Source organism: Novosphingobium mangrovisedimenti, from assembly GCF_025153475.1.
Lineage (GTDB): Bacteria > Pseudomonadota > Alphaproteobacteria > Sphingomonadales > Sphingomonadaceae > Novosphingobium > Novosphingobium mangrovi_A.
Window position 1 is genome coordinate 13,045 of the sequence record NZ_JANZXA010000003.1, and the last position, 26,065, is coordinate 39,109.

The 26,065-nt window shown below is 65.0% G+C and carries 21 protein-coding genes; 13 read left to right on the forward strand and 8 right to left on the reverse strand.

From position 1 onward, the window contains the following. Position 1 precedes the first annotated feature (1 nt). Together NZK81_RS05730 and NZK81_RS05735 are read left to right on the forward strand one after the other, a co-directional pair. The gene (locus tag NZK81_RS05730; protein ID WP_260044774.1) at positions 2–469 is read left to right on the forward strand and encodes a GNAT family N-acetyltransferase; all 468 of its coding nucleotides are present in this window, start codon (positions 2–4) and stop codon (positions 467–469) included. After that, positions 469–981 (forward strand): GNAT family N-acetyltransferase, encoded by a 513-nt coding sequence (locus NZK81_RS05735; protein WP_260044776.1) that lies wholly within the window; start codon positions 469–471, stop codon positions 979–981. Before NZK81_RS05730 ends, NZK81_RS05735 begins: the two co-directional genes overlap by 1 nt. 144 nt (positions 982–1,125) lie before the next feature. Here NZK81_RS05735 and NZK81_RS05740 read toward each other — a convergent pair whose 3' ends face one another. Together NZK81_RS05740 and NZK81_RS05745 are read right to left on the reverse strand one after the other, a co-directional pair. Then, a complete protein-coding gene (locus NZK81_RS05740; protein ID WP_260044778.1) occupies positions 1,126–2,400 on the reverse strand; it encodes a cytochrome P450 in 1,275 nt (424 codons plus the stop codon). Positions 2,401–2,474: 74 nt separating this feature from the next. Next, positions 2,475–3,482 carry a zinc transporter ZntB gene (locus NZK81_RS05745; RefSeq protein ID WP_260044780.1) on the reverse strand — a complete coding sequence of 336 codons (1,008 nt, stop codon included), beginning with the start codon at positions 3,480–3,482 and terminating at the stop codon, positions 2,475–2,477. A 99-nt stretch (positions 3,483–3,581) separates the two neighbouring features. Between NZK81_RS05745 and ispG the strand changes: the two genes are divergently transcribed. Genes ispG through NZK81_RS05760 form a run of 3 tightly spaced genes read left to right on the forward strand, consistent with a single transcriptional unit; the run spans position 3,582 to position 5,986 of the window. Next, positions 3,582–4,709 (forward strand): flavodoxin-dependent (E)-4-hydroxy-3-methylbut-2-enyl-diphosphate synthase, encoded by a 1,128-nt coding sequence (ispG, locus tag NZK81_RS05750; RefSeq protein ID WP_260044781.1) that lies wholly within the window; start codon positions 3,582–3,584, stop codon positions 4,707–4,709. Beyond that, positions 4,706–5,425 carry a hypothetical protein gene (locus NZK81_RS05755; RefSeq protein ID WP_260044783.1) on the forward strand — a complete coding sequence of 240 codons (720 nt, stop codon included), beginning with the start codon at positions 4,706–4,708 and terminating at the stop codon, positions 5,423–5,425. Before ispG ends, NZK81_RS05755 begins: the two co-directional genes overlap by 4 nt. A 24-nt stretch (positions 5,426–5,449) precedes the next feature. Beyond that, complete coding sequence (locus NZK81_RS05760) at positions 5,450–5,986, forward strand: retropepsin-like aspartic protease family protein (RefSeq protein ID WP_260044785.1); 537 nt, start codon at positions 5,450–5,452, stop codon at positions 5,984–5,986. Positions 5,987–6,113: 127 nt separating this feature from the next. Here the strand turns inward: NZK81_RS05760 and rpoC are convergent, their stop codons facing one another. Continuing rightward, the gene (gene rpoC / locus NZK81_RS05765; protein ID WP_260044787.1) at positions 6,114–10,406 is read right to left on the reverse strand and encodes a DNA-directed RNA polymerase subunit beta'; all 4,293 of its coding nucleotides are present in this window, start codon (positions 10,404–10,406) and stop codon (positions 6,114–6,116) included. Positions 10,407–10,480: 74 nt separating this feature from the next. Further along, positions 10,481–14,638 (reverse strand): DNA-directed RNA polymerase subunit beta, encoded by a 4,158-nt coding sequence (rpoB, locus tag NZK81_RS05770; protein WP_260044789.1) that lies wholly within the window; start codon positions 14,636–14,638, stop codon positions 10,481–10,483. Positions 14,639–14,960: 322 nt separating this feature from the next. Here rpoB and NZK81_RS05775 point away from each other — a divergent pair, with 322 nt between their 5' ends. From NZK81_RS05775 to NZK81_RS05790, 4 genes are all read left to right on the forward strand, one after another. After that, positions 14,961–16,271, forward strand: a complete 1,311-nt coding sequence (locus tag NZK81_RS05775) for a hypothetical protein (RefSeq protein ID WP_260044791.1) — start codon at positions 14,961–14,963, stop codon at positions 16,269–16,271. Positions 16,272–16,392: 121 nt separating this feature from the next. Continuing rightward, positions 16,393–16,569, forward strand: coding sequence for a hypothetical protein (locus NZK81_RS05780; protein WP_260044793.1), 177 nt, complete (start codon positions 16,393–16,395; stop codon positions 16,567–16,569). A gap of 17 nt (positions 16,570–16,586) precedes the next feature. Continuing rightward, positions 16,587–17,135, forward strand: coding sequence for a DUF2975 domain-containing protein (locus tag NZK81_RS05785; protein ID WP_260044794.1), 549 nt, complete (start codon positions 16,587–16,589; stop codon positions 17,133–17,135). 91 nt (positions 17,136–17,226) lie between these two features. After that, on the forward strand, positions 17,227–17,472 hold the full coding sequence (locus NZK81_RS05790) for a helix-turn-helix domain-containing protein (RefSeq protein ID WP_260044795.1): 246 nt from the start codon (positions 17,227–17,229) through the stop codon (positions 17,470–17,472). A gap of 35 nt (positions 17,473–17,507) precedes the next feature. On the opposite strand, the gene NZK81_RS05795 is transcribed toward NZK81_RS05790, so the two are convergent. Further along, positions 17,508–17,792, reverse strand: coding sequence for a hypothetical protein (locus NZK81_RS05795; RefSeq protein WP_260044797.1), 285 nt, complete (start codon positions 17,790–17,792; stop codon positions 17,508–17,510). 478 nt (positions 17,793–18,270) lie between these two features. Between NZK81_RS05795 and rplJ the strand changes: the two genes are divergently transcribed. From rplJ to NZK81_RS05815, 4 genes are all read left to right on the forward strand, one after another. Beyond that, positions 18,271–18,786 (forward strand): 50S ribosomal protein L10, encoded by a 516-nt coding sequence (gene rplJ / locus NZK81_RS05800; RefSeq protein WP_260044800.1) that lies wholly within the window; start codon positions 18,271–18,273, stop codon positions 18,784–18,786. Between the two features lie 143 nt (positions 18,787–18,929). Further along, complete coding sequence (gene rplL, locus NZK81_RS05805; protein ID WP_260044802.1) at positions 18,930–19,310, forward strand: 50S ribosomal protein L7/L12; 381 nt, start codon at positions 18,930–18,932, stop codon at positions 19,308–19,310. Positions 19,311–19,467: 157 nt separating this feature from the next. Continuing rightward, on the forward strand, positions 19,468–20,385 hold the full coding sequence (locus tag NZK81_RS05810; RefSeq protein WP_260044804.1) for a CHAD domain-containing protein: 918 nt from the start codon (positions 19,468–19,470) through the stop codon (positions 20,383–20,385). A gap of 34 nt (positions 20,386–20,419) precedes the next feature. Continuing rightward, on the forward strand, positions 20,420–20,890 hold the full coding sequence (locus tag NZK81_RS05815) for a CYTH domain-containing protein (protein WP_260044806.1): 471 nt from the start codon (positions 20,420–20,422) through the stop codon (positions 20,888–20,890). 8 nt (positions 20,891–20,898) lie between these two features. On the opposite strand, the gene NZK81_RS05820 is transcribed toward NZK81_RS05815, so the two are convergent. The 3 genes from NZK81_RS05820 to NZK81_RS05830 all read right to left on the reverse strand — a co-directional run bounded on the left by NZK81_RS05820 (position 20,899) and on the right by NZK81_RS05830 (position 26,031). Beyond that, a complete protein-coding gene (locus NZK81_RS05820; protein ID WP_260044808.1) occupies positions 20,899–23,124 on the reverse strand; it encodes a bifunctional diguanylate cyclase/phosphodiesterase in 2,226 nt (741 codons plus the stop codon). 142 nt (positions 23,125–23,266) lie between these two features. Further along, on the reverse strand, positions 23,267–25,366 hold the full coding sequence (locus NZK81_RS05825; RefSeq protein ID WP_260044810.1) for a molybdopterin-containing oxidoreductase family protein: 2,100 nt from the start codon (positions 25,364–25,366) through the stop codon (positions 23,267–23,269). A gap of 95 nt (positions 25,367–25,461) precedes the next feature. After that, entirely contained in the window at positions 25,462–26,031 is a 570-nt protein-coding gene (locus tag NZK81_RS05830; RefSeq protein WP_260044812.1) for a TetR/AcrR family transcriptional regulator, read from the reverse strand. Positions 26,032–26,065 lie beyond the last annotated feature (34 nt).

Genomic DNA, 26,065 nt, shown 5'->3' on the forward strand with positions numbered 1-26,065 from the left:
GATGATCGAAACGCTGACAATCGTGCCCGACGACCTGACGGGCGAGCAGGTTCTCGCCCTGCTGCAGCTGCATCTCGACGAGATGCACCAGTGGTCGCCGGCATGCAAAGTCCATGCAATGCCTGCCGAGCGGCTGCGCGAGAGCGATGTCACGTTCTTTTCCGCCTGGGACGGCGAGCACCTCGCCGGATGCGGCGCAATCAAGCATCTGGACGAGACCCATGGAGAGCTGAAGTCCATGCGCGCCGCGCCCGAATATCGCGGCAAGGGCGTGGGCAAGGCGATCCTGCTGCGCCTGCTGGAAGAGGCGCGCAGGCGCGGCTACCGGCGCGTGAGCCTCGAGACCGGCCGCCCCGAACCGTTCCGGGCCGCGCAAAGCCTCTATGCCGCGCACGGCTTCACCGAATGCGCGCCGTTCGGGGACTATGTCTCGGACGAATTCTCGCTGTGCATGACGAAAGAACTCTAATGGAATTACGCCTCGCCAATCCCGCCGACGCTGCTGACCTTGCCCGGCTCGGCGCGCACAGCTTCACGGTGAAGTTCGGCCACCTCTACCGGCCCGAGGACCTGCACGGGTTCCTTGCCGAAGCGCACACCGAGGCGAAAGCCGCGAAGGAAATCGCCGATCCCAAGATGCGCGTGATACTGGCCGAGCAGGACGGCAGGCTGCTGGGATACTGCAAGCTGGTGATGGCCTGCGGCTGGCCCGAGCACGCGCGGGGAGAGCGGGCGATCGAACTCAAGCAGCTCTATACCGATCCCGAGACCACCGGGCAGGGCATCGGCGCACGGCTGATGGACTGGGCGCTCGAAGAGGCCCGGCGCTTCGGCGCGGACGAAATCCAGCTCTCGGTCTATTCGGACAACCCCGGCGCGCAGAAGTTCTACCGGCGCTATGGCTTCGAAAAGGCCGCCGACATCCACTTCATGGTCGGCGAGCAGCGCGACGAGGAGTTCCTGTTCGCCAAGGTGCTGTAAAGCCGCGCCCGAGAATGACACCCGTCATCCCAGCGCAGGCTGGGATCGTCGTGAGTGCGGCGCTACATCGAGAGCGATCCCAGCCTTCGTTGGGGTGACGACTTGGGTGCGCACATTGGCAACCCTGGGATTTCGCGCTTCCCGCTAAGCCGCATCGAATTCGATGTGCAGCTGCGCGATGTTGCGGAAGCTGTAGGTCGGTTCGAATTCGTAGTGGCGGGCATCGGGCGGGCCGTGATGCGCCTCCGAAATGCGGATGTCCCTGGTGCGCCTGAGCAGTTCCTCGATCGCCACACGCGCTTCCAGCCGGGCCAGCGGCGCGCCCATGCAGGCGTGGCCGCCGCGGCTGAAGGCCATGTGATCGCGCAGGCCCTCGCGGTCCATGTCGAAGTCGTCGGGATGGGGGAAATGGCGCGGGTCGTTGCTGGCGCCGGTGAGGCTGACGTTGACCACGGTGCCTGCCGGTGTCTCGACCCCGGCGATCTCGGTCGACTTGCGCGCGAGGCGGTAGACGACCTTCACCGGCGGATCGATCCGCAGCGTTTCCTCGATGAAGTCGCCGATCTTTTCGGGCTCCGCGCGCAGGCGGGCCTGGATGTCCGGGCGGTCTCCCAGTACGCGGATGGCCATGGCGATCAGGCGCGATGTCGTGTCCTGCCCGGCGCCGAACAGGAACCGCGCCATTTCCGCCAGCCGTTCATAGGGCGGCGCGCTGCCGTCCTTGAAGCGGGAATTGGCAAGGTCGCTCATCAGGTCGCCCTGCGGTTCGGACTGTCGGGCGAGGATGTAGCCGTCGAAGCGTTCCTTGAGGAAGATCAGCGGGTCCGCGCCGATCTTGTGGACGGCATCGCCGTCGAGCTGGCTGGGCGGCGCGCCTAGCATGTCCAGCAGTTCGGCCCGGTCGGCCATGGGAATGCCCATGATGTCGCTGATCGCGTACGTCGACGTCGCATGGGCAAACTGGGTCACGACCTCGCAGCGCCCCTCGGCCGCGAAGGCGTCGAACAGGCGGTTGACCAGCCCGCGCAGGTATTCCTCGTTGGCCTTGAGCCGCTTGAAGGTGAGCAGCGTGGTTAGCAGCGCACGGTGGCGGGTGTGCTCCTCGCCGTCGAAACAGACGAGATGCGCGGTCCAGGGTAGCTTGCTGCGGTGCGCCTCGAGCTGCTCGCTGATGTCGTCGCCCTCGGGCGTGAAGGGCAGCGGCGGCAGCGGGCCAAGCACCGAGACGGCCGAGGAAAAGGTGCCGTCGCGGCTGGTCAGGACTTCCACCGCCTCGTCGTAGCCGGAGACCACCATCGAATCGTGATAGGCCTCGCGCTGGACGGGCGCGGCGGCGCGCATTTGCGCGAAATACGCGCGCGGGTGGTCGATGACCTCGGGGTCCGAATAGAAATCGGGATAGTCCGGCTCGTCCGCCACATGCTCTCTCCCTTGGCGTTTTCGCCAGTTTGTTAGCAGGGCGGGAGCGAGTCAATCGGGAAGCTGTACAGGCGTCAAAACCACTTGAGTTTCTTGGCGATGAGCACTTCCACGGCGAATATGCCGAAGCACAGGACGACGATGATCCAGAATCCGTGGCTTCCCGGGCTGGTGAGCGGAATGTCGCCGACGTTGATGCCCAGCAGGCCGGTGATGAAACTCAGCGGCAGGAAGATGCCCGCGACGATCGTGAGCATGTTCTGCGTGCGCTCGGTGCTGGCGGCGGCGCGGGCGCGGATGTCGTCCTGCAGCACCAGCGCGCTTTCCTTGCTGATGTCGAGATCATCGAGATAGCGGCGCAGCCGTTCGATGGTTTCGGCGATCTCGCGCCGGTCGTCCTCCTCGAACCACGCGGGTGCGTTGTTGGCGATGGCCAGCAGCGCTTCGTGCTGGGGCGACATGTGCCGCTTGAGGCCGAGGCAGTTGCGGCGGATCGTGGCGATCTTGCCCAGCACGGCTTCGGCATTGTCGAGATCGCCTTCCTCGAGTTCGTCGATCGCCTCGTTCATGTCGATGATCGAGTGGCTCATGCGGTCGATCAGGTGCTCGGTGATCGACGTTATCAGCGAGCCGGCGTCGACCGGGCCATTGCCGGCATCGACCTCGTTGCAGGTCATGCGCGGCGTCTGCAGCGGCAGGCGCCGCAGGGTGACGATGTGCCGCCCGTCGGTCCACAGCTGCATCGAGAGCATGTCTTCCGGCTCGGCGCCGGGATTGAAATTGACGCCCCGCAGCGTGGCGACGAGCGTCTGTCCGTCGCGAAAGGCGCGCGGGCGGGTGGCCTCGCTGGTCAGTAGTTCGGCCGTCGGCTCGGGGATGCCGAGGCAGTCCTGAAGCCATTCCTGGACGCCGGGGTAGGTGCGCTGGAGGTGTATCCACAGCACCTCGTCTTCCGTCGCGGGCTGCCAGGTCTGGATCTCGTCCCAGCCTATCCTCGTACCGCCGCCCGTCCCATCGAGCACGCGGCCGAACAGGAGGGGCATGCCACCTTCGCCTTCATCGGTCAGGATCTCGCCGGTCATGACGCATGCATGCCCGAAATCGCGGGAAATCAAAAGGGAGAGAGCGATCCGGTGCAAACCGGCTTCAAACAGCACGTTCGAACGCCTATAGGACGGCCCATGTCCTCGATCAGACCCTGGCGCGATATCGAGCGCCGCAAGAGCCGCCAGATCATGGTCGGCAGCGTGCCCGTTGGCGGCGATGCCCCGATCACGGTGCAGACCATGACCAATACCCCCACGTCCGATGCGAAAGCGACGATCGACCAGATCCGCCGCTGCGAGGATGCCGGGGCGGACCTGATCCGCGTTTCGTGCCCCGATGTGGAGAGCACCACGGCCTTCCGCGAGATCGTGAAGGCGGCGCAAGTGCCGCTGATCGCGGACATCCATTTCCACTACAAGCGCGCGCTCGAAGCCGCCGACGCGGGCGCGGCCTGCCTGCGCATCAACCCGGGCAATATCGGCTCCGGCGAGCGCGTCGCCGAAGTCGTGCGCGCGGCCAAGGCCAACGGTTGCGCGATCCGCATCGGCGTCAATGCCGGCAGCCTCGAGAAGGATCTGCTCGAAAAATACGGAGAGCCCTGCCCCGAGGCGCTGGTGGAATCGGCGCTCGATCACATCAAGCTGCTGCAGGACCACGATTTTCACGAATACAAGGTGGCGGTGAAGGCCAGCGACGTATTCCTTGCCGTGGCGGCCTATCAGGGCTTGGCCGATGCGGTGGATTGCCCGCTGCATCTCGGCATTACCGAGGCGGGCGGCCTGATCGGCGGCACCGTGAAGAGCGCGATCGGCATCGGCAACCTGCTCTGGGCCGGCATCGGCGATACCCTGCGCGTCTCGCTCTCGGCCGAGCCCGAGGAGGAAGTGCGCGTCGGCTTCGAGATCCTGAAGGCGCTGGGCCTGCGCACGCGCGGCGTGCGGGTCGTCTCGTGCCCGTCCTGCGCGCGACAGGGTTTCGACGTGATCCGCACCGTGGAGGCGCTGGAAGCACGCCTGCAGCACATCAAGACGCCGCTCTCGCTCTCGGTGCTGGGCTGCGTCGTCAACGGCCCGGGCGAAGCGCGCGAGACCGACATCGGCGTGACCGGCGGCGGCAACGGCAAGCACATGGTCTACCTGTCCGGCGTGACCGACCATCACGTGCAGAGCGAGGACATGCTCGATCACATCGTGGCGCTGGTCGAGGCCAAGGCGGCCGAGATCGAGGCTGCAGAGGCGGCACAGGCGGTCGCGGCCGCGTGAGCGCACTGGCCCGCGAACTGAAGCGCTTTGCAGTCTGTCTGCGCGATGGTCTCAGGCTCTTCCACCTCGCGCCCGCCATTCCGCTGCTCGCCGTCGTTTTCGAGTTCGTGCAGCACGTGGTCGAAGTCAGGATCGGGTTGTTCGAGAGCAGGGCTGCTTTCAACGCCCTGACCTTGGATTCCACGCGCATGGCTTTCGGCTATGCCAAGGTTGCCGCGCTGTGGCTTTCGATGCTCCTGGCGACCCGTTTCTGGGCTAACCGGGCCGAAGAGCGGCCCTGGTGGAGCTTCGCGACCGTTGCCTGGCGGCCGCTTGGCATCGGCCTGTTGCTTTCCATCCTCGTGTCGATTCCCGCGGCCCCCGGATGGGGACTCGCGCCCGGGGTCTTTCTGGCGCTGAACCTTGCGATCATGGCCGTGACTCTTCCTCTGGCAGTGCTCATCGTGGCCGGGCTTGTCGGGGACAGCGAAGCCACGTTGCGGGGCGTCTATCGCCATGGCTGGGGCAAGGGCTTGCGGATGTTGCTGTTCCTCCTGGCCGCCGTCATTCCGCTTCTAGTCCTGCACTATGCCAATCATTTCTCGGCGTTTGGGCAAGGTCCCGTGGTTGTCTGGTCCCTGATGGCGTTCGATGCGGTTCTGGTCGGCGCGATCGCGGCGATTATGGGCACGATCATGCACCACGGCTATGCGCCGCCCGATCTTAACCGGTCCTAAGCCTCCGGGTGCTAAGCTCGTGCCATGCGTACGGGACCCATCATTCTGCTGGTTGCGACGGTAGCGTTCGTGAGCTGGATTGCGCCGGGGCTGTCGGCGCACAAGGAGGAGCGCAGCGTAATGGCGCCCGCGCCGGCCAGCAGCGAGCCTTCTTCCGAAGCGGAAACGCGCCGCGAGGCGTGGCTGACTGGCGGAACCGTGCTGGAACGCCAGGGCGACGGTCATTTCTATGCCGATGCCGAAGTCGATTCGCGCCAGACGCATTTCCTCGTCGATACCGGCGCCACCATCGTCGCGCTGACCGGGGTGGATGCCCGGGCGATAGGGCTGACTTGGGAGGATGCGGACCTCGTGCCCATCGGACGCGGTGCCAGCGGCACCGTCTACGGGGTGCCCGCGAGGCTCGAACGTATCCGGCTCGATGGTTTCGAGGCGCGCAACGTCGACGCGGCGATCATCCCGGAGGGACTGGACGTCTCGCTGCTGGGGCAGTCGTTTCTCGCGCAATTGCGCGGCGTGCGCATCGACGGCGATCGCATGGTCCTGGGCGGAAATATCTGATCGCGGCGGGCATTGCGAGGAGTGAGCCCGGCGCCGGCTAGACAATGGAAGGTCCCCGCAATGAAAAAGCCCCGCCGGATCGCTCCGGCGGGGCTTTTCATGTGCCTGACGGCGCGGGGAAGGAGGCTCAGGCCTCGCTGTCCTCGTCACCCTTCAGCAGGTAGTCGCCCGCATCGGCGTCGGTGCCGTGGGTCTCGCCCTCGACCGCCGCCAGCGGATCGTCACCCAGATCGTCGAGCGGATCGCGGTGCAGTTCGGCTTCGTGCTCTTCCGCCGCGCTGTTGGCTGCGATGAGCGCTTCCTGCATCTTGCGGTAGGACGCGCGCAGGGCGGCGTCCCGGCTCGATGCGGCGACGCGCACGCGGTTCATGCCCGCGCCGGTGCCCGCCGGGATGAGGCGGCCGACGATGACGTTTTCCTTCAGACCGATCAGCGAGTCCTTCTTTCCTTCGACCGCCGCCTGCGTAAGCACGCGGGTGGTTTCCTGGAACGAAGCGGCCGAGATGAACGAACGAGTCTGCAGCGAGGCCTTGGTGATGCCCAGCAGCACCGGCTTGCCTTCCGCCGGCTTCTGGCCGGGGTTCAGCTTCGCGTTGTACTCGTTCATTTCCTCGTAGTCGACCTGTTCGCCGGCCAGCAGCGTGGTGTCGCCGCCGTCGGTGATCTCGACCTTCTGCAGCATCTGGCGAACGATTACCTCGATGTGCTTGTCGTTGATCTTCACGCCCTGCAAGCGGTAGACTTCCTGGATTTCCGCCACGAGGTATTCCGCCAGCGCCTCGACGCCGAGGACTTCCAGAATGTCGTGCGGATCGGGCGAGCCCGAGATCAGGTTGTCGCCCTTCTTGACGAAGTCGCCTTCCTGCACGTCGATGACGCGGCTCTTCGGGATCAGGTACTCGATCGGCTCACCCTCTTCCGGGATGATCGCGATCTTGCGCTTGGCCTTGTAGTCACGCACGAACTCGATCCGGCCCGAGACCTTCGCGATGATCGAGTTGTCCTTCGGCTTGCGGGCCTCGAACAGCTCGGCAACGCGCGGCAGACCGCCGGTGATGTCGCGGGTCTTGGCGGCTTCGCGCGAAGCACGGGCGATGATGTCGCCGGCCTCGACCGATTGACCGTCCTCGACCGAAAGGGTCGCGCCCGGCGCCATCATGTAGCGCGCGGCCTCGCCCGAGTTCTCGTCGAGAAGGGTGATGCGCGGACGCAGGTCCTCCTTCTTCTTCGAGCGGCTGGACGAACGGTCCTCGGTGACGACGCGGCTGGTCATGCCGGTGGCATCGTCGGTCTGCTCGGTCAGCGTGCGCTGGTCGATCAGGTCCTGGTACTTCACGATACCGGCGGTTTCGGTGATGATCGGCAGAGTGAACGGGTCCCACTCGGCCAGGCGTTCGCCTTCCTTCACCGTGGCGCCGTCGGTGTGCAGCAGCGTGGTGCCGTAAGGCACGCGGTGCATTGCGCGCTCGCGGCCCTCGGTGTCGATCACCACGACCTCGCCGTTGCGGGCGAGCGACAGGCGACGGCCGCGCTTGTCGACGATCGTCGGGATGTCGCGATACTGCACGGTACCGTCGCAGATCGATTCCAGGTGGCTGGTTTCGTTGAGCTGCGCGGCGCCGCCGATGTGGAAGGTACGCATGGTGAGCTGCGTGCCCGGTTCACCGATCGACTGCGCGGCGATGACGCCGACAGCTTCACCGATGTTGACCGGCGTACCGCGAGCGAGGTCACGGCCGTAGCACTTGGCGCAGACGCCCTGTTCCGCCTCGCAGACCAGCGGCGAGCGGATGCGGGCAGACTGCGCGCCCGATTCCTCGATCTGCTTGACCGCGGTTTCGTCGAGCAACGTGCCGTTGGCGACGACGATCTCGCCGTCCTTGGTCACGATGTCCTCGGCCAGGGTACGGCCCAGGATACGCTCGGCGAGCGAGGCGATCACCGAACCGCCCTGCACGATCGCGCGCATTTCCAGAGCGCGTTCGGTGCCGCAGTCCTCAATCACGACGACGCAGTCCTGCGATACGTCGACCAGGCGGCGGGTCAGGTAACCCGAGTTCGCCGTCTTGAGCGCGGTGTCGGCCAGACCCTTGCGGGCACCGTGGGTCGAGTTGAAGTATTCAAGAACGGTCAGACCTTCCTTGAAGTTCGAGATGATCGGCGTCTCGATGATCTCGCCCGAAGGCTTGGCCATGAGGCCGCGCATGCCGCCGAGCTGCTTCATCTGGGCCGGGCTACCACGGGCGCCCGAGTGGCTCATCATGTAGATCGAGTTGATCTGCGCCATGCGGCCGGTTTCGGGATCGACCGGCTGGGCCTTCAGCTCTTCCATCATGGCGTTCGCCACCTGGTCGCCGCAGCGGCTCCAGGCGTCGATCACCTTGTTGTACTTTTCCTGCTGGGTGATCAGGCCGTCCTGGTACTGCTGCTCGTAGTCGGCAACCAGTTCCTTGGTCTCTCCGACCAGGGCTTCCTTCGATTCCGGAATGATCATGTCATCCTTGCCGAAGGAGATGCCGGCCTTGAACGCGTTGCGGAAGCCCAGGCTCATGATGGCGTCGGCGAACAGCACCGTGTCCTTCTGGCCGGTGTGGCGATAGACCTGGTCGATGACGTCGCCGATTTCCTTCTTGGTGAGCAGGCGGTTGACGACGTCGAAGGGCACCGTGTGGCTCTTCGGCAGGCATTCGCCGATCAGCATGCGGCCCGGGGTGGTCTCGAACCGCTTCATGTACTGCTCGCCGTTCTCGTCAGTCTGCGGCACGCGGGCCTCGATCTTCGAGTGCAGCGTCACCGCGCCGGTGAACAGTGCCTGGTGCACTTCGGCCATGTCGGCGAACTTCATGCCTTCGCCCGGCTCGCCGGTGCGGTCCATCGACAGGTAGTAGAGACCCAGGACCATGTCCTGCGACGGCACGATGATCGGCTTGCCGTTCGCGGGCGAGAGGATGTTGTTGGTCGACATCATCAGCACGCGCGCTTCGAGCTGGGCTTCCAGCGAAAGCGGCACGTGGACGGCCATCTGGTCACCGTCGAAGTCGGCGTTGAAGGCCGAGCATACGAGCGGGTGAAGCTGGATCGCCTTGCCCTCGATGAGGACCGGCTCGAACGCCTGGATGCCGAGGCGGTGCAGCGTCGGCGCGCGGTTCAGCATGACCGGGTGCTCGCGAATGACTTCGTCGAGGATGTCCCAGACTTCCTTGCGTTCCTTCTCGACCCACTTCTTGGCCTGCTTGAGGGTCATCGAGAGACCCTTGGCATCGAGGCGGGCGTAGATGAACGGCTTGAACAGCTCGAGCGCCATCTTCTTGGGCAGGCCGCACTGGTGCAGCTTGAGCTCCGGACCGGTCACGATGACCGAACGGCCCGAGTAGTCGACGCGCTTGCCGAGCAGGTTCTGACGGAAGCGGCCCTGCTTGCCCTTGAGCATGTCGGACAGCGACTTCAGCGGACGCTTGTTGGCGCCGGTGATGACGCGGCCGCGGCGGCCGTTGTCGAACAGGGCGTCAACCGCTTCCTGCAGCATGCGCTTTTCGTTGCGGACGATGATGTCCGGCGCGCGCAGTTCGATCAGGCGCTTCAGACGGTTGTTGCGGTTGATGACGCGGCGGTAGAGGTCGTTGAGGTCCGAGGTCGCGAAGCGGCCGCCGTCCAGCGGAACCAGCGGGCGCAGTTCGGGCGGAATGACCGGAACGACTTCGAGGATCATCCATTCGGGGCGGTTGCCCGAATCGATGAACGATTCGACCACCTTGAGGCGTTTGATGATCTTCTTGGGCTTGAGCTCCGACTTGGTGGTCTCAAGCTCCTGGAGAAGGTCGGCGCGCTCCTGCTCGAGGTCGAGCTCCATGAGCATCTGCTTGACCGCCTCGGCGCCGATGCCGGCCGAGAAGGCGTCCTCGCCGTACTCGTCCTGGGCGTCGAGCATCTCGTCTTCGGTGAGAAGCTGGTACTTCTCGAGCGGGGTCAGGCCCGGCTCGATGACGATGTAGCTCTCGAAGTAGAGGACGCGCTCAAGCTGCTTGAGCTGCATGTCCAGCAGCAGGCCGATGCGCGAGGGCAGCGACTTGAGGAACCAGATGTGCGCGACCGGCGCGGCCAGCTCGATGTGGCCCATGCGCTCGCGGCGCACCTTGGTGACGGTGACTTCGACGCCGCACTTCTCGCAGACGACGCCCTTGTACTTCATGCGCTTGTACTTGCCGCAAAGGCACTCGTAGTCCTTCACCGGGCCGAAGATGCGCGCGCAGAACAGGCCGTCACGTTCGGGCTTGAACGTGCGGTAGTTGATCGTTTCCGGCTTCTTGATCTCGCCGAAGGACCAGGAGCGGATGCGCTCGGGGCTCGCGAGGCCGATCTGGATCTGGTCGAAGGTTTCGGGCTTCGCCATCTGGTTGGTGAACTTGGTCAGGTCGTTCATGTTTCAGTCCCTCTGGGGGTGAATTCTCTAGGCGGAAAGGGAAGGGGGCGGAGCGATGGGCTCCGCCCGATCCGTTATTCCGCCGCCTCGGCCACGTCTTCGCCATCCTCGCCGTCGTTGAGCGAGGAGAGTTCGACGTTGAGGCCGAGCGAGCGCATTTCCTTGACGAGCACGTTGAAGCTCTCGGGGATGCCGGCCTCGAAGGTGTCGTCGCCCTTGACGATCGCCTCGTAGACCTTGGTGCGGCCGACCACGTCGTCCGACTTCACCGTGAGCATTTCCTGCAGCGTGTAGGCCGCGCCGTAGGCCTGGAGTGCCCAGACCTCCATCTCACCGAAGCGCTGGCCGCCGAACTGCGCCTTACCGCCCAGCGGCTGCTGGGTGACGAGCGAGTAGGGGCCGATCGAACGGGCGTGGATCTTGTCGTCGACAAGGTGGTGCAGCTTGAGCACGTACTTCATGCCCACGGTCACCTTGCGGTCGAACCGGTCGCCGGTGCGGCCGTCGAACAGGTCCACCTGACCGCTCTCGTCGAGACCGGCAAGCTTGAGCATGTCCGTCACGTCCTTCTCGATCGCGCCGTCGAACACCGGCGAGCCCATCGGCACGCCCTTGCGGACGGCACCGGCGAACTCGACGATCTGCTCGTCGCTGCGCGCGGCGATGTCTTCGGCGTAGTTGTCGCCGTAGATCTCGGTGAGCAGTTCGCGAACCGCCTCGGGCGGCTGGCCGGCCTCGGGGTTCGGGTTCGCCGCACGCCATGCGTCCAGAGCCTCGCCGATCCGCGCGCCCAGGCCGCGGGCGGCCCAGCCGAGGTGCGTCTCGAAGATCTGGCCGACGTTCATGCGCGAAGGCACGCCGAGCGGGTTCATCACGAAGTCGACCGGGGTGCCGTCCTCGAGGAAGGGCATGTCTTCCAGCGGCAGGATGCGGCTGATGATACCCTTGTTACCGTGACGGCCGGCCATCTTGTCGCCCGGCTGCAGCTTGCGCTTCACCGCGACGAAGACCTTGACCATCTTGAGCACGCCCGGGGCGAGTTCGTCGCCGCGTTCGAGCTTTTCCTTGCGGTCCTCGAACTTCTCCTGGATCGCCTTGACGGTCGCGTCGTACTGGGTCTTCACCGCTTCGAGCTGGCCCTGCATGTGGTCGTCCGCGACGGCGAACTTCCACCATTCGTGCTTCTCGACTTCGGCGAGGACTTCGTCGGTGATCTCCAGGCCCTTCTTCACGCCCTTGGGCGCGGAAGCGGCGACCTGGCCGAGCAGCATTTCAGCCAAGCGGTTGTAGGTCGCGCGGTTGAGGATGGCGCGCTCGTCCTCGCGGTCCTTGGCGAGGCGTTCGATTTCCTCGTTCTGGATCGCGCGGGTACGGTCGTCCACCTCGATGCCGTGGCGGTTGAACACGCGCACGTCGACGATGGTGCCCGAAACGCCCGGCGGCAGGCGCAGCGAGGTGTCGCGCACGTCGGAGGCCTTTTCGCCGAAGATGGCGCGCAGGAGCTTTTCTTCCGGCGTCATCGGGCTTTCGCCCTTCGGCGTGATCTTGCCGACGAGGATGTCACCCGGGTGCACTTCGGCGCCGATGTAGACGATGCCCGCCTCGTCGAGGTTGCGCAGGGCTTCCTCGCCGACGTTCGGGATGTCGCGGGTGATGTCTTCCGGACCCAGCTTGGTGTCGCGGGCCATGACCTCGAACTCGTCGATGTGGATCGAGGTGAAGACGTCGTCCTTCACGATCCGCTCGGAGATGAGGATGGAGTCCTCGTAGTTGTAGCCGTTCCAGGGCATGAACGCGACGAGTACGTTGCGGCCCAGCGCCAGTTCGCCGAACTCGGTCGAGGGACCGTCGGCGATGATGGTGCCGGCCTCGACGACCTCGCCCACGTTCACCAGCGGACGCTGGTTGATGCAGGTCGACTGGTTCGAGCGCTCGAACTTCTGCAGGCGGTAGATGTCCACGCCCGACTTGCCCGGCTCGATGTCGCCCGATGCGCGGATGACGATACGGGTGGCGTCGACCTGGTCGACCACGCCGGCACGCAGCGCGGCGATGGCGGCGCCCGAATCGCGCGCGACGGTCTCTTCCATGCCGGTGCCGACGAACGGAGCGTCCGCCTTCACGAGCGGCACGGCCTGACGCTGCATGTTCGAGCCCATGAGAGCGCGGTTGGCGTCGTCGTTTTCCAGGAATGGAATGAGCGAGGCGGCGACCGAGACGAGCTGCTTGGGCGAAACGTCCATCAGCGTGACCTGATCGCGCGGGCTCATCACGAACTCGCCGCTCTGGCGGGCCGAGACCAGTTCCTCGACGAAGTTGCCGTCCGCGTTCAGTTCGGCCGAAGCCTGGGCGACGGTATACTTCTGCTCTTCCATGGCGGAGAGGTAGACGACCTCGCCGGTCACCTTGCCGTCGACCACCTTGCGGTACGGCGTCTCGATGAAGCCGTACTTGTTGACGCGGGCGAAGGTGGACAGCGAGTTGATCAGACCGATGTTCGGGCCTTCCGGCGTCTCGATCGGGCAGATGCGGCCGTAGTGCGTCGGGTGAACGTCGCGGACTTCGAAGCCGGCGCGCTCACGGGTAAGGCCGCCCGGGCCAAGCGCCGAGACGCGGCGCTTGTGGGTGACTTCCGACAGCGGGTTGGTCTGGTCCATGAACTGCGAGAGCTGGCTGGAACCGAAGAACTCGCGAACGGCGGCCACGGCGGGCTTGGCGTTGATGAGGTCGTTCGGCATCACGGTCGAGACGTCGACCGAGCTCATGCGTTCCTTGACTGCGCGTTCCATGCGCAGCAGACCGACGCGGTACTGGTTCTCGAGCAGCTCGCCCACCGAACGCACGCGGCGGTTGCCGAGGTTGTCGATGTCGTCGATCTCGCCCTTGCCGTCCTTGAGGCCGACCAGTTCCTTGACCACGGCGAGGATGTCCTCGGTCCGCAGCGTGGTGACGGTGTCCTCGGCATCGAGGCCCAGACGCATGTTCAGCTTGACGCGGCCCACGGCCGAAAGGTCGTAGCGGTCGGCATCGAAGAACAGGCCTTCGAACAGCGCTTCGGCGGTTTCCTTCGTCGGCGGCTCGCCCGGGCGCATGACCTTGTAGATCGCCTCGAGGCCCATGTCGCGGTTCTCGGCCTTGTCGGCCTTCATGGTGTTGCGGATCCACGGGCCGGTGTTGACGTCGTCGATGTCGAGCAGGTTGAGCTGGTCGATCCCGGCGGCGTCGAGCGCCTCGAGGTTTTCCGGCGTGACTTCGTCGCCCGCCTCGATGTAGATGCGGCCGGTGGACTCGTCGATCATGTCCTCGGCGATGAAGCGGCCGAAGATTTCCTCGGTGGGGATGAGGAGTTCCTCGAGACCGTCCTTCTGCGCCTTGTTGGCGGCGCGCGGGCTGATCTTGTGGCCGGCGCCGAACACGACTTCACCCGACTTGGCATCGACGATGTCGAAGGTCGGCTTCACGCCGCGCCATGCCTCGGGGGTGTAGGGCAGGCGCCAGCCGCCTTCACCGCGCTTCCAGGTGACGGTTTCGTAGAAGTGGTCGAGGATGCCTTCGCTGTCGAGGCCCAGGGCATAGAGCAGCGAGGTGACCGGCAGCTTGCGCTTGCGGTCGATACGCACGTTGACGATGTCCTTGGCGTCGAACTCGAAGTCCAGCCAGGAACCGCGGTACGGAATCACGCGGGCCGCGAAGAGGAACTTGCCCGAGGAGTGGGTCTTGCCGCGGTCATGGTCGAACAGCACGCCCGGCGAACGGTGCATCTGCGAGACGATGACGCGCTCGGTGCCGTTGATGAAGAACGTGCCGTTCTCGGTCATGAGCGGCATGTCGCCCATGTAGACGTCCTGCTCCTTGATATCGAGGACGGAGCGGGTCTCGGTCTCGGCGTCGACCTCGAACACGATCAGGCGCAGCGTGACCTTCATCGGAGCCGCGTAGGTGATGCCGCGCTGGCGGCATTCGGTCACGTCGTACTTCGGGTCTTCCAGCTCGTAGTGGACGAAGTCCAGTTCGCTGGTGCCGGCGAAGTCGCGGATCGGGAACACCGAGCGCAGCGTCTTTTCGAGGCCCGAGACATAGCCCACCGAGGGATCTGAGCGCAGGAACTGCTCGTAGCTCTCGCGCTGGACCTCGATGAGGTTGGGCATCTGGACGACTTCGTGGATGTCGCCGAAGATCTTGCGGATCCGCTTCTTGACGGAGCGGCGGGTATCGAGGGGCTTGGTCGCCATGTGGGTCTGTTGCCTCTTCGCTTCACTAGGGGGCCGATTCGAAAGCACCGGCCGAAACTTTTTCGTCTTCGCGAGGACGTGATTTTCCGCCTTTGGGACGGACCATCGAAACGCCAAAAGGCCGCTCGGCATGCAAGGAATCCCTGGGATTAGGGCTCACTTGCGGCCTGCAGCCTTCGCGTCAGATGAAAACCCGGATCGCTTCCTTCCCGAGCGTGTCCCCGCGCATGGACCCGCCTTGCTCGAAGCGCCGAGCGAAGGGGCCATATAGGATCGCGCCGGCGGCGTGTCAAACGGCTCCGCGATGGCATAAGGAACGGTCATGACGATACCGCAGCCCGTTCCCGAACCCGTCCGTCTCGACCGCACCATGGGCGATGAAACCGGGATGATCATCCCCGCGCACGGCGAGGCGCTTCGCGAGGAGGGCGCGCCCTGGCTGACGGCCGCCTTTCGCCGTTTCGGATCGCTCGCGCCGGACAATGCCGTGGCGCGCATCGTCCGGCTGGAGCGTTGCCCGGGTGGGAGCACCGGGGCCAAGTTCTTCCTCGACGTCGCATACGAAAAGCCGCAGCCCGCGCTGCCGACCGCGCTCTTCGTGAAGTTCTCGCGCGATTTCGCGGATTTCCGCCGCGATCATCCCGGCCGCTACGAAATGGCGGCCGAAGTTGCGTTCATGGCACTTGCCCGCGATCCCGGGTTTCCCGTGGCGGTGGCCAGGCCGTTCTTCGCCGACTACGAGATGGAGACAGGCACCGGGCTCGTCATCACCGAGCGTATTGCCTTCGGCGAGGGCGTGATCGAGGCGCATCGCGCGAAGTGCCTCGATTTCCTGACCATGGACGATCCGATCCCCTATTACAGGGCCACGGTTACAGCGCTTGCCCGGCTGGCCGGCGCGCACAAGTCGGGCCGCCTGTCGCCCGACATCGAGGTGCTGTTCCCGTGGGACCCGGTCGCCGGCAGCGCGGACCCGATCCGTCACGACCGGCCGGCGCTCGAGGCGGAGCTGGATCATTGCCGCCAGTTCGTCCTGCGCTGTCCGCAGCACTTTCCCGCCGAAGTGCGGTCCGGCGCATTTCTGGACCGGATGCGCAGCGAAGCACTGTCGATCCGTGAGCACGAAGCCGTGCTGCAACGCTTCCTGACCGGCGATCCGGCGATGATCGCGCTCAACCACTGGAACGCGCATATCGACAACTGCTTCTTCTGGCACGAGGGCTCCGTCCTGCGCTGCGGTCTGATCGACTGGGGGCGGGGCGGGCAGATCACTTTCGGCGCGACGCTATGGGGCGCGCTTTCGGCCGCGCATCACGACATCTGGGATGTCCATCTCGACGCGCTGCTGGCCCTCTTCGTCGAGGAGTACCGGCGGGCCGGTGGTCCGGCGATCACGACCGAGGCGCTGGAGAACCACCTCATGGTCCATATCGCCACCATGGGCGTCGCGCGCGTCCTGGCGTTCCCGGAGATCATCGAGTTCCGTCTGCCCGGCATTGGCGAGGCAAGCGGCCCGCACGATCCCGCGATCCTGGCCATCGATCCGGCCCGCAACTGCCTTCATGTCCTGACCGTGTTCCTCAAGCTGTGGGAACGGCGCGATTTCGGCAGGCGGATCAGGGCGCTGCTTTAGGGCGGGAGCTGCGCCTTCTCGTAATTCGATCAGGAGCATATTGTTTTTCGATATTATCGTTTGACAATAAGTCGAATCGAGATTATTGAATTTCGCTATGACGCATATCGGAGAACATGAAATGACCAATCAAGAGCCTCGGAGCGCCCCTCGCTCCATTGCCGCCATAATGGCCGTCGTCCTGATGACGGCCATCTGGCTTCCCACCGTATCGACCCCGGCTCAAGCGACTGCGCCTGCCGGCCAGGGCGTCGTGGTCGTGGCGTCCTCGGGCGCCTACACCCCGGCGCTGATGTAATTCCGGAGCAACCTGTCATGACCTCGATCACCCGAGATCCGCTGCTCGCCATCGCCAAGGGCATCCTCTGGTTGCTGATGGGGGTGATGGTGCTCGCGGCGATTGCCACCATCGTTGCCGTGCCGGCCGTCCTCGTCATGCGCGACCAGATCATGGTCGACCTCGCGAAGGAAATGCCGGGGCTGGATGCGCCGCATTTCGTTCTGGCCATTGCGGCGGTCTGCCTGCTCGCGGCGATATTGCTGGCCTTGCTGTTCCGCATATTCCAGCTGCTCAAGCAGATCGTCGACACCGTGGGCGCGGGCGATCCCTTCGTGCCGGTCAATGCCAGGCGGCTGACGCAGATGGCGTGGCTGACACTTGCCGTGCAGGTCGTCAGCCTGCCGCTCACCCGTATCGGCATGTGGATTCACGAAGTGACCAAAGGTGCCGGCGCCGACGGGGTGGACATCAGGGTTACCGGTGTCGACGGCAATGGACTGCTGCTCGTGCTTATCCTGTTCATCCTCGCCCGCGTGTTCCGCAAGGGTGCAGAGATGCGCGCCGAGCTGGAAGGAACCGTGTGATGGATCTGGGACTGGACTTGTTTCGCACACCCGTGCTCTCGGGCGAGACCTGCTGCCAACGCCTTCAGGACGAAGTCGGGGGAACGGTGTGATGGCTGGCTGTGAAACAGGAAACGAAGGAGCCCGGATAGTGGTCCGGCTCGACGATCTGCTCCATGAGCGCCGCATGACGCTGACCGAACTGGCCGAGCGTATCGGCATCACCCTCGCCAACCTCTCGATCCTCAAGACCGGCAAGGCGAAGGCGATCCGCTTCACCACGCTAGAGGCGATCTGCAGGGAGCTGGACTGCCAGCCCGGTGATCTGCTGGAATACCGCTCGGGAGGCTCGGAATAGCGGTCCCGCCCGGCCGGGAACCTGAAAGGGGGCGCTCAGACCGACAGGTCGACGAGCGTCCCTTTTTCGTTGGGGTTTTCATTCGAATAGGCTTTCGCGACCATGCGCGCGGTGGCCTGTTCCCAGTCGAGGCGCAGCTGGGCCTCGGCGTCGTTTTCCTGCGCATCGCGCGTGAAGAACATGGGCTTGAAGCCGTTGGCGTCCTCGGGGCCGAAATGGCGAGAGGGGCCGGGGCCGTCGATGGTGGCGGCAGACGCGGGGCGCGGTCGCGTGACGCCGCCGACCGCGAAAGGAACAGGCTGGTAAGGACCTGACTGCATGCGAACCGCCTCCTGGCTGTCCATGCCCCCCCCGTGTGAAACCACGAGGCTGACAGGCCCGGATTAACGAATGGTTGGCGCAATCATAGGTGAAGATACGTATTCATGGTGGCGACGAAGATCGTCCGGCCGGGCCGGGCCCGGCTCTTCGGGAATCCGCGTCAGGCTTGACTCTTCGCGACGTTTGGGCCAATGGCCCGCCCCGACCGGCAGGCCGAGAATCATCGAAGCCTTGCCGTTCATCCGTCCGAGACAGTTGGTGGGGCTTGCCCCTTAATTTCCAGCCTAGACGGGGAACAGGAAATTTTCCGGCCCCTCGCTCCTGCAGTGCGGTGCCACTTTTGCGTTTCGGCGCAGCTCCTTCCCCATCGAACGGACCAGCCCGTGCCGCGTCAGCGGTGCGGACAAACGTAGCCGGCCGTGCGGGGTGCCCAGATCGGGATCACGCTCCAAGCGGTCACATGTGAAGGAGTAAGGCATGGATCGTTCGCAAAAAGCCGAATCGGTTGCCCAGCTCAACGCGGTCTTCAACGAGGTCGGCGTGGTGGTCGTCACCCGCAACCTCGGCATGTCGGTGGCTCAGTCCACCGAACTGCGCACGAAGATCCGTGAAGCCGGTGCATCCTACAAGGTTGCGAAGAACCGTCTTGCCAAGCTTGCCATTGCGGACACCGACTACAACGGTATCGGCGACTTCCTGACCGGCCCGACGGCCATCGCGACTTCGGTCGACCCCGTCGCTGCCGCCAAGGCCGTTGTCGATTTCGCGAAGACGACCGACAAGATCGAGATCGTCGGCGGCGCAATGGGTTCGCAGGTTCTGAACGCGGAAGGTGTCAAGGCTCTCGCCTCGATGCCCTCGCTCGACGAACTGCGCGCCAAGCTCATCGGTCTCGTCCAGGCTCCGGCCACGAAGATCGCCCAGCTTCAGACCGCTCCGGCGGCCAAGCTGGCGCGCGTTTTCGGCGCCTACGCCGCCAAGGACGCTGCCTGAGAGCAAGCCCCAAGCGATTTCCAGCCGGGCTGCCCGGCGCCCGGAAATCGCGAAAGGCCAAGCGGAAGCAGAACGTTTCGAAACGATTTATCCCGGCTTGCGGCATGACGCCCACCGGGACCACAGATCAGGAGTAAAGTATCATGGCCGATATCGCCAAGCTTGTTGAAGAACTGTCGCAGCTGACCGTCCTCGAGGCGGCTGACCTCGCCAAGGCCCTGGAAGAAGCATGGGGCGTTTCCGCCGCTGCTGCCGTTGCCGTTGCCGCTCCCGCCGCTGGCGGTGGTGACGCCGGTGCCGCTGCTGCCGAGAAGGACGAATTCGACGTCGTTCTGACCGGCGACGGTGGCAAGAAGATCCAGGTCATCAAGGAAGTCCGCGCCATCACCGGTCTGGGCCTCGCCGAAGCCAAGGCTCTCGTCGAAGGTGCTCCGAAGGCCGTCAAGGAAGGCGTCAACAAGGCGGAAGCCGAGGAAATCAAGGCGAAGATCGAAGCAGCCGGCGGCACCGTCGAGCTCAAGTAATCTTCGACCCGGTTCTTCCGGAACGAAAATGGGAAGGGCGGCTCTTCGGGGCCGCCCTTTTCGTTTTGGCCCTTGCCGTCTCCGAACAAGTGTTGTCCTTTCGTGACAAAGGCGGGCATGGTCGCGCCGATGGGGCACTGCGATCGCGGAGGCACGAATGGCCTACAGATTCAGGGCGGGTGATCGCTCGGTGGAACGGGCGGTACGCCGGATCGCGCGCGAGCAGATCGACGGCGCGCTGTCCGCGATCGATACGCAGGGCGGCGACGTGGCCACGCACGAGGTTCGCAAGGCGTGCAAGAAAATCCGCGCGCTCGTCCGCCTGGTCCGCCCGGGTTTCGCCGGCTACGCCCGGGAGAACACCGAATTTCGCGAGATTGCGGGCCTGCTGGCCGGTGCCCGCGACGCCAAGGTCCTGCTCGATACTTTCGATCTGCTGATGACGGATGCACCCGACCCGGGCCCGTTCGTGCCGCTCCGCGAGCAGATCGCCCCCGAAGCGACGGGTGCCTTGCAGGGGGAAACCGGCGCGGACCGGCTCGGGCAGGCGCGCGCGCTGCTGAAGGCGGCCCGCAAGCGCGTGGACAACTGGACGCTGGAAGGTGCGGACCGGGACGTCCTGGGCGCGGGGCTGGGCAAGGTCCTGCGCAAGGCGCGGGGAGCTGCCCGCACGGTCGAGAACGAGCCGAGCGCCCTGCACTATCATGAACTACGCAAGCTCATGAAATACCACTGGTATCACGTCCGTCTCATGATGCCGATCTGGCCGGAGATGATGCGTCCGCTTGCGGGCGAGCTGAGCCGGCTTGCCGATATGCTGGGCCTGCATCACGACGTCTGCGTGCTTGAGGAGCGTCTGGGCAGTCTTCCGCCCGGCAGCGCCCACGCGGGTGCGGGACAGGCCCTGCTGAAGCTCGCGGGCAGGCGGCGCGTGCGGCTCGAACGGCAGATTGCGCCGCTTTCCGCGCGGCTTCTGGCCCAACCGGTCGATGCCGTGGTCGATCACTGGCAGGCGCTGTGGCGGATCTGGCGCGCCGGCTGCGCGGAGGCGCGGGGGAAACGGCAGGGCGGATGACGGCGATGTATGACGACGGGGCCGGGGACCGGGCATGACAATTGAAATCGAACGCAAGTTCCTGGTCGACGGGGACGGCTGGCGCGACGGGGTTACCGGCTCCAGGCGCATTCGTCAGGCCTACCTCTCGAAAGGCGGCGCTGCGAGCGTGCGCATCCGTCTGGTGGACGAGCGCGAAGCAAGGCTGACGGTCAAGGCGGCGGGCAGTGTGGACGGGGCGGCGCTGGCGCGCGCGGAGTTCGAATATCCCGTGCCGTTCGAACATGCACAGGCCATGCTGGACCTGCGCATCGGGCGGATCATCGAGAAGACCCGCTATCTGGTCCCCGCCGGGAACGGGCGGGTCTGGGAAGTGGACGTGTTCGACGGCGATCACGAGGGTCTGATCCTGGCGGAGATCGAACTGGACGCTGCCGACGAGCATGTCGTGCTGCCGGACTGGATTGGACGCGAAGTGACGGACGACCCGGGTTACAGCAACGCGGTCCTCGCCCAGGTCGGCTGACCGGCCGATCAGGCCTGCAGTCGCATCGTGGCGGCGGGCTCGTAGCGCGCGGCGATTTCTCCGGCTGGCTGTGGCATTCCGGTCAGGAACCCCTGGAACATGCTGTAGCCCGCCAGCGTCAGTTCGCGCAGCTGCTCCTCGGTTTCTACGCCTTCCGCGATCACGCCGAGGTTGAAGGACTTGGCGAGCTTGACGATCGCGGTCACCAGCGCGTTGACTTCCCCGCTTTCGCCCAGTCCATGGACGAAGGTGCGGTCGATCTTGATCTTGTCGACGTGGAAGCGGTGCAGCAGGCTGAGGCTGGAATAGCCCGTCCCGAAATCGTCGAGCACGATGGAAAAGCCCAAACGTCGCAGGATCTCGAAGTTTTCGGCAGTCGCGGGGCCATCGCCGAGCAGCGCCGTCTCGGTCAGCTCGATTTCGTAACGCGAGGGGTCGATGCCGGTTCGGGCGGCGAGCTGCATGACCTGCGTCGCGTAGCCCGGCGTGCGCATCTGGACTGCCGAAACGTTGATCGCGACGCGCAGGTTGCACCAGCGCCCCGTTTCCTCGAAGACGCGGCGCATGACGAATTCGCCGATGGGCATGATGAGCCCGCATTCCTCGGCCAGAGGAATGAACACCGATGGCGATATCTCTCCGAGTTCGGGATGTTTCCAGCGCAGCAGGGCCTCGACCGCGGGCACGTTCCCCTCGACGTCGACTTGCGGCTGGTAGACGACGTGGAAGGTATCGTCCCGTAGCGAGGCGCGCAGGCTTTCCTCGATACCCCGGCGCGTCTGGAACGCTTCGTCCATTCCGGGTTCGAAGAAGGTCACGCGTCCCTTGCCGTCGGCCTTGGACTGATAGAGCGCCATGTCCGCGCGCCGCAGGACGATCGAGGGATCGACCTTGCCGTCATCGATGAGCGCCACGCCGACCGAACAGCCGACGTCGATCTGGCCGTATTCGCAATCCATCGGTTGCAGGATCAGGTCGAGGCAGCGATTGGCCAGGGCTTCGGCCGCCTGTCGATCCTGCACCGGGCAGACGAGAACGAACTCGTCGCCGCCGAGACGCGCGATGAGTGCATTCTCGGTCTGCGCCGATGCCGCCTGCAGGCGCTCCGCGAGGAGCTTGAGCAACTGGTCGCCCGCCGGATGGCCCAGCGTGTCGTTCACTTCCTTGAAGCGGTCCAGGTCGACGCACAGAATGGCCAGCATCGGCGTGGTACGGCCGACCTCGCCCAGCATGACGGGCAGGCGTTCGAACAGCAGCGAACGGTTGGGCACGCGGGTGAGCTGGTCGTGATAGGCCAGGTGCTTGGCCTGCTTTTCGTTCAGGATCAGTTCGTCGACGATCGCCCCGCTGCGCCTGATCAGGACCCATCCGGCGAATATCAGCAGGACGAGGGCGGCCAGCATCGGCAGCTTCAAGTCCTGGAACAGCATCGCGCCGGGCCGTCGCGGGGCCCAGACGAGTGCCGCGATCTCGCGCCCCGTGGGATCGAGCAGCGGGAAATAGGCCTTGCCTATTCCATTCGAAGAGGAGGCATCGACAAGTTCGAGGTCGTCGACGAGATAACGGGTCGCCAGGGTATTCAGCACCGATCGGTCGACCGGCATGGCCATGATTACCACGGGGGCCCGGGGGCCCTTGGGCAGGACCTTGCCGAGGTCCGGCTGGATCAGTGTGGCAATGACGATGTAGACCGTGCTTCCGACGCGGACGATGCCGTTGGCCTGGATCGGCTGGGTGACCGTGTCCCCGCTCGTGGTGCTCGGCCTGATCGGCGGGCGGCGGGCTTCGGCCTTGCGGATCGGCGCGAGCAGCTTCGAAATGGTCCCGGCAAAGGGGGCGAATGCCGTCTTGTCCGCTTTCTTGCCGTCTACCGAGGCGTAGAGCAGCTTGCCGTCACCATCGACGAAGAAGCTGCGCGTGAAGCCGTTGAACATGTAGAGCTGGGCGCTGAAATTGACGTCCGCGAACTGTTCATTGAATTTGTGGTCCAGGTTCGTGACCGCGGCATCCCAGTCGGCCTGCGGGACAAGGATTTCATCGTATTGCTCAAGTTGGCGCTGAAAGCCCTGCTCGACCATTTGCTGTTCGCGGTTCGACGCGGTCCAGTCGAAGGAAACGATGAGGAACGTGGCGAGCAGTACGAGCAGTGCGAGCGTGCCGAACGTCATGCCGGCGATTGGCACCAGCAACTGGTGCCGCCGGGACAGTTCGGCAATGCCTCGTTTGACGCTCAAAGATCCGACCCTGCTTTGTACCCTCTGGCCGCATGCAGACGGCCCAGACTGCGACGATAACCCGATGTCGCTAAGGAAACGCTAAGGGGCGCAGGCAGTTAATGCATTAAGGTCACGCTGGTCCTGATCGGTATCGGCGCGGTCAGACGGGCTCGATCGCGATGGGCACGGCGCTGTAATGTGCCATGCCGCCCAGCGGGTCCATGTCGTGCGCGCAGGTCAGATTGTTGACGTTGGCGTCCTTGTGGCCGTGCGGGATCGAGCAGATGCCGGGGCGCATGGTCGGATCGACCTTTGCGGTGACGACGATTTCGCCCGACTTGTTGGAGACGCGCACTTGCTGGCCGTCGGCAATGCCGTGTTCGGCCGCCGTATCGGGGTGGATCAGGCAGTCCGCAATCTCGCCCAGGAAGTCGATCTGGCCGTTGAACTTGCGGCGCTGGCGGCGTGAGGTGAAGACCAGCGGCTTGCGTTTGCCCAGCATGGCTTCGTCCTCGGCGCGGAATTGCAGCCACTGCGCTTCCAGTTCGGCGGGAACCAGTTCCCAGCCGCCGGTGCGCTCGAAATGCCGGTCAACCCAGGGGGCGGGCAGTTCGCGCGGGAATTCCACCACGCGCTTTTCCTTGAGCTCGTCCCAGCTGCAGCGCGCATTGGCGAGCAGCATCGACTGCATCAGCTCGTCGTTCTCGTCGCTGTGTTCGGTCGGCACGTGGTTGGGCACGGGCAGGTCGGCACGGCGCATGATCTGCGCGATCGCCCACCAGGCCGAGCGCCGCTCGCCCATCGGTTTGACCAGTGCGGGCGCGTACTGGAGGTTCACGCTCCAGTTCAGCGTGTCCCAGCGCGTGAACTCGTTGCGCTCGACCGCACTCTTGGTCGGCAGGATGTGGGTGCAATAGCCGCTGAGCTCGTTGTGCGTGATCTCGGTGCTGACGAGCAGATCCAGCTTGGGCAGCGCGGCTTCCAGCGCATGCACGTCGGGGAACGAGCGGAACAGGTGGCCGCCGAAATTGAACAGGGCGTGCATGTAGCCCTGCTCGATCTCCTCGGGCAGCACGGCGCAGGGCCAGTCGCCGCAAATGCCCTTCACGTCGGGCCGCACGTGCGATCCGGGGGTGAAGGCACTGTCCAGCAGCGGCAGGTGGTCGACGAACTTGTCGAACGGGAACAGCGCGCCGGGGTGGATCCATGTGCCGCCCTTCACGTTCATCGATCCGGTCAGGATCATGATCAGCCAGGCGAACCACACGGTGAGGTTGCCGCCCGGCGACATGCCGGTGCCGGTGCCGGTCTCGATCGCCACGATCTTGCGGCGGCGGATCGCGTCGAGCAGGCCTTGAAGCTGTTCTTCGGGAACGCCTGCAATCTCGGCAGCCCTGGCGCGGTCGTAATCCGCGAGCAGGGCGCGCAGCTTGTCGAGGTTCTTCACCGGCTGGTGCGGATCGAGCGGGCCATCCGCCAGAATCTCGCGTACGATCCAGGCGAGCACGGCATAGTCGCGCCCGGGATAGGCGGCGATGTGGCCTCTGGCGAAGTTGGCGGTCTCGGTGCGCACCGGGTCGATCACCCAGATCTCGCCGCCGCGCTTGTTGATCGCCTTGAGCCAGTTGCCCGGCTTGAACATGCCGGTGTTGTGGGCGTGGCTGACCATCGGGTTGGTGCCCACGTAGAGCACCATCTGGCAATTGTCGTAATCGGTCTTGGGATTGATGCCGTAGAATTTCGCCATGGTGCCCGCGATCATCACCTTGGCGGTGGTGTCGTTGGTCAGCGGCGTGAACTTGGGCGGGGTGCCCAGTGCGTTGTAGAACGCCTCTTCCATCGAATAGCCGGCGGAATCGAGGCCGAGGCCGCTGCCGAAATACATGCCGACCGAATCGGGGCCGTGTTCGTCGATGATCCTGCGCAGCCGCACGGCAATGTCGTCGAGCGCCTCCTCCCACGAGACTTCGACGAGCGCGCCGTCCTTGCGCATCATCGGCCGGGTGATCGCATGGTCGAGGTGGTAGATCTGCCCCGTGGCGCGGCCCTTGGGGCAGCTGTAGCCCTGCGTGATCGGGTGCTGGGGGTCTGCCTTGACCTTGAGGATCTTCGAATCGCCCGCGACTTCGGCCACCAGCCCGCAGCTCGTCATGCAGACCTTGCAGTAAGTGCGCTTGAGTTCGATCGGCTCGCCTTCTTCGGCCGTGACCGGAACGGGCTGCGCTTCTTCGGTGGCATAGTCGATCTGCCGGGTGGCCATGGCCTTGCCTCTCCCACATGGCCGCTTCTGTGCCGGCCTATAAGTGAACACCTGTGCCAATTATCATGACTGCCCGGGCGGAGGCAAGGCGGCCGTCAGTTCACGGGGGCATTCTCCTCGTCGACGATCGCCTGCAGCGAACGGGCCAGCCAGCGCACCGATTCGGGCGGGACATCGCCGGTCCTGAGGTGCCGCGTCTGGATCGTGAAGCCGTTCATCAGGGTCAGCATGTGCAGCGCCCGGTTCTGCGCGTCCGGCGGGCCCAGCCAGTCGGCCAGCGATTTCAGCACCACGTCGCGCGTGATTTTCTGGGCGATTTCGCGCGATTCCAGATCGGCGATCGCCAGCACCATCATGGCCGGGATGCGGGCCTCTTCGTCACCCACCACCAGCGCGGCCATTCGTTCGCCGAAATTGGGCTTGGAGCGGACGAAGAAGCCTCTCTCGTAAATCGCCCGGACCAGTGCCTGCTCGAACAGCGCGGCCTTGGTGCCGAAATAGCGCACGACCAGCGAGGTCGCGACATCGGCGCGCTCGGCGACTTCGCGCATGCCGGTCCGGGCATAACCTTGCGAGGAGAACAGCTCGAATGCGGCGTCGAGTATCCGGGCCTGTGTCTTGGCGGGATTCCGCCGTTTGGGTTCGCGCTTGTCCTCCATGGTCATGGCTTACGGCCAGGGGGCGGGGCAGACAAGCATG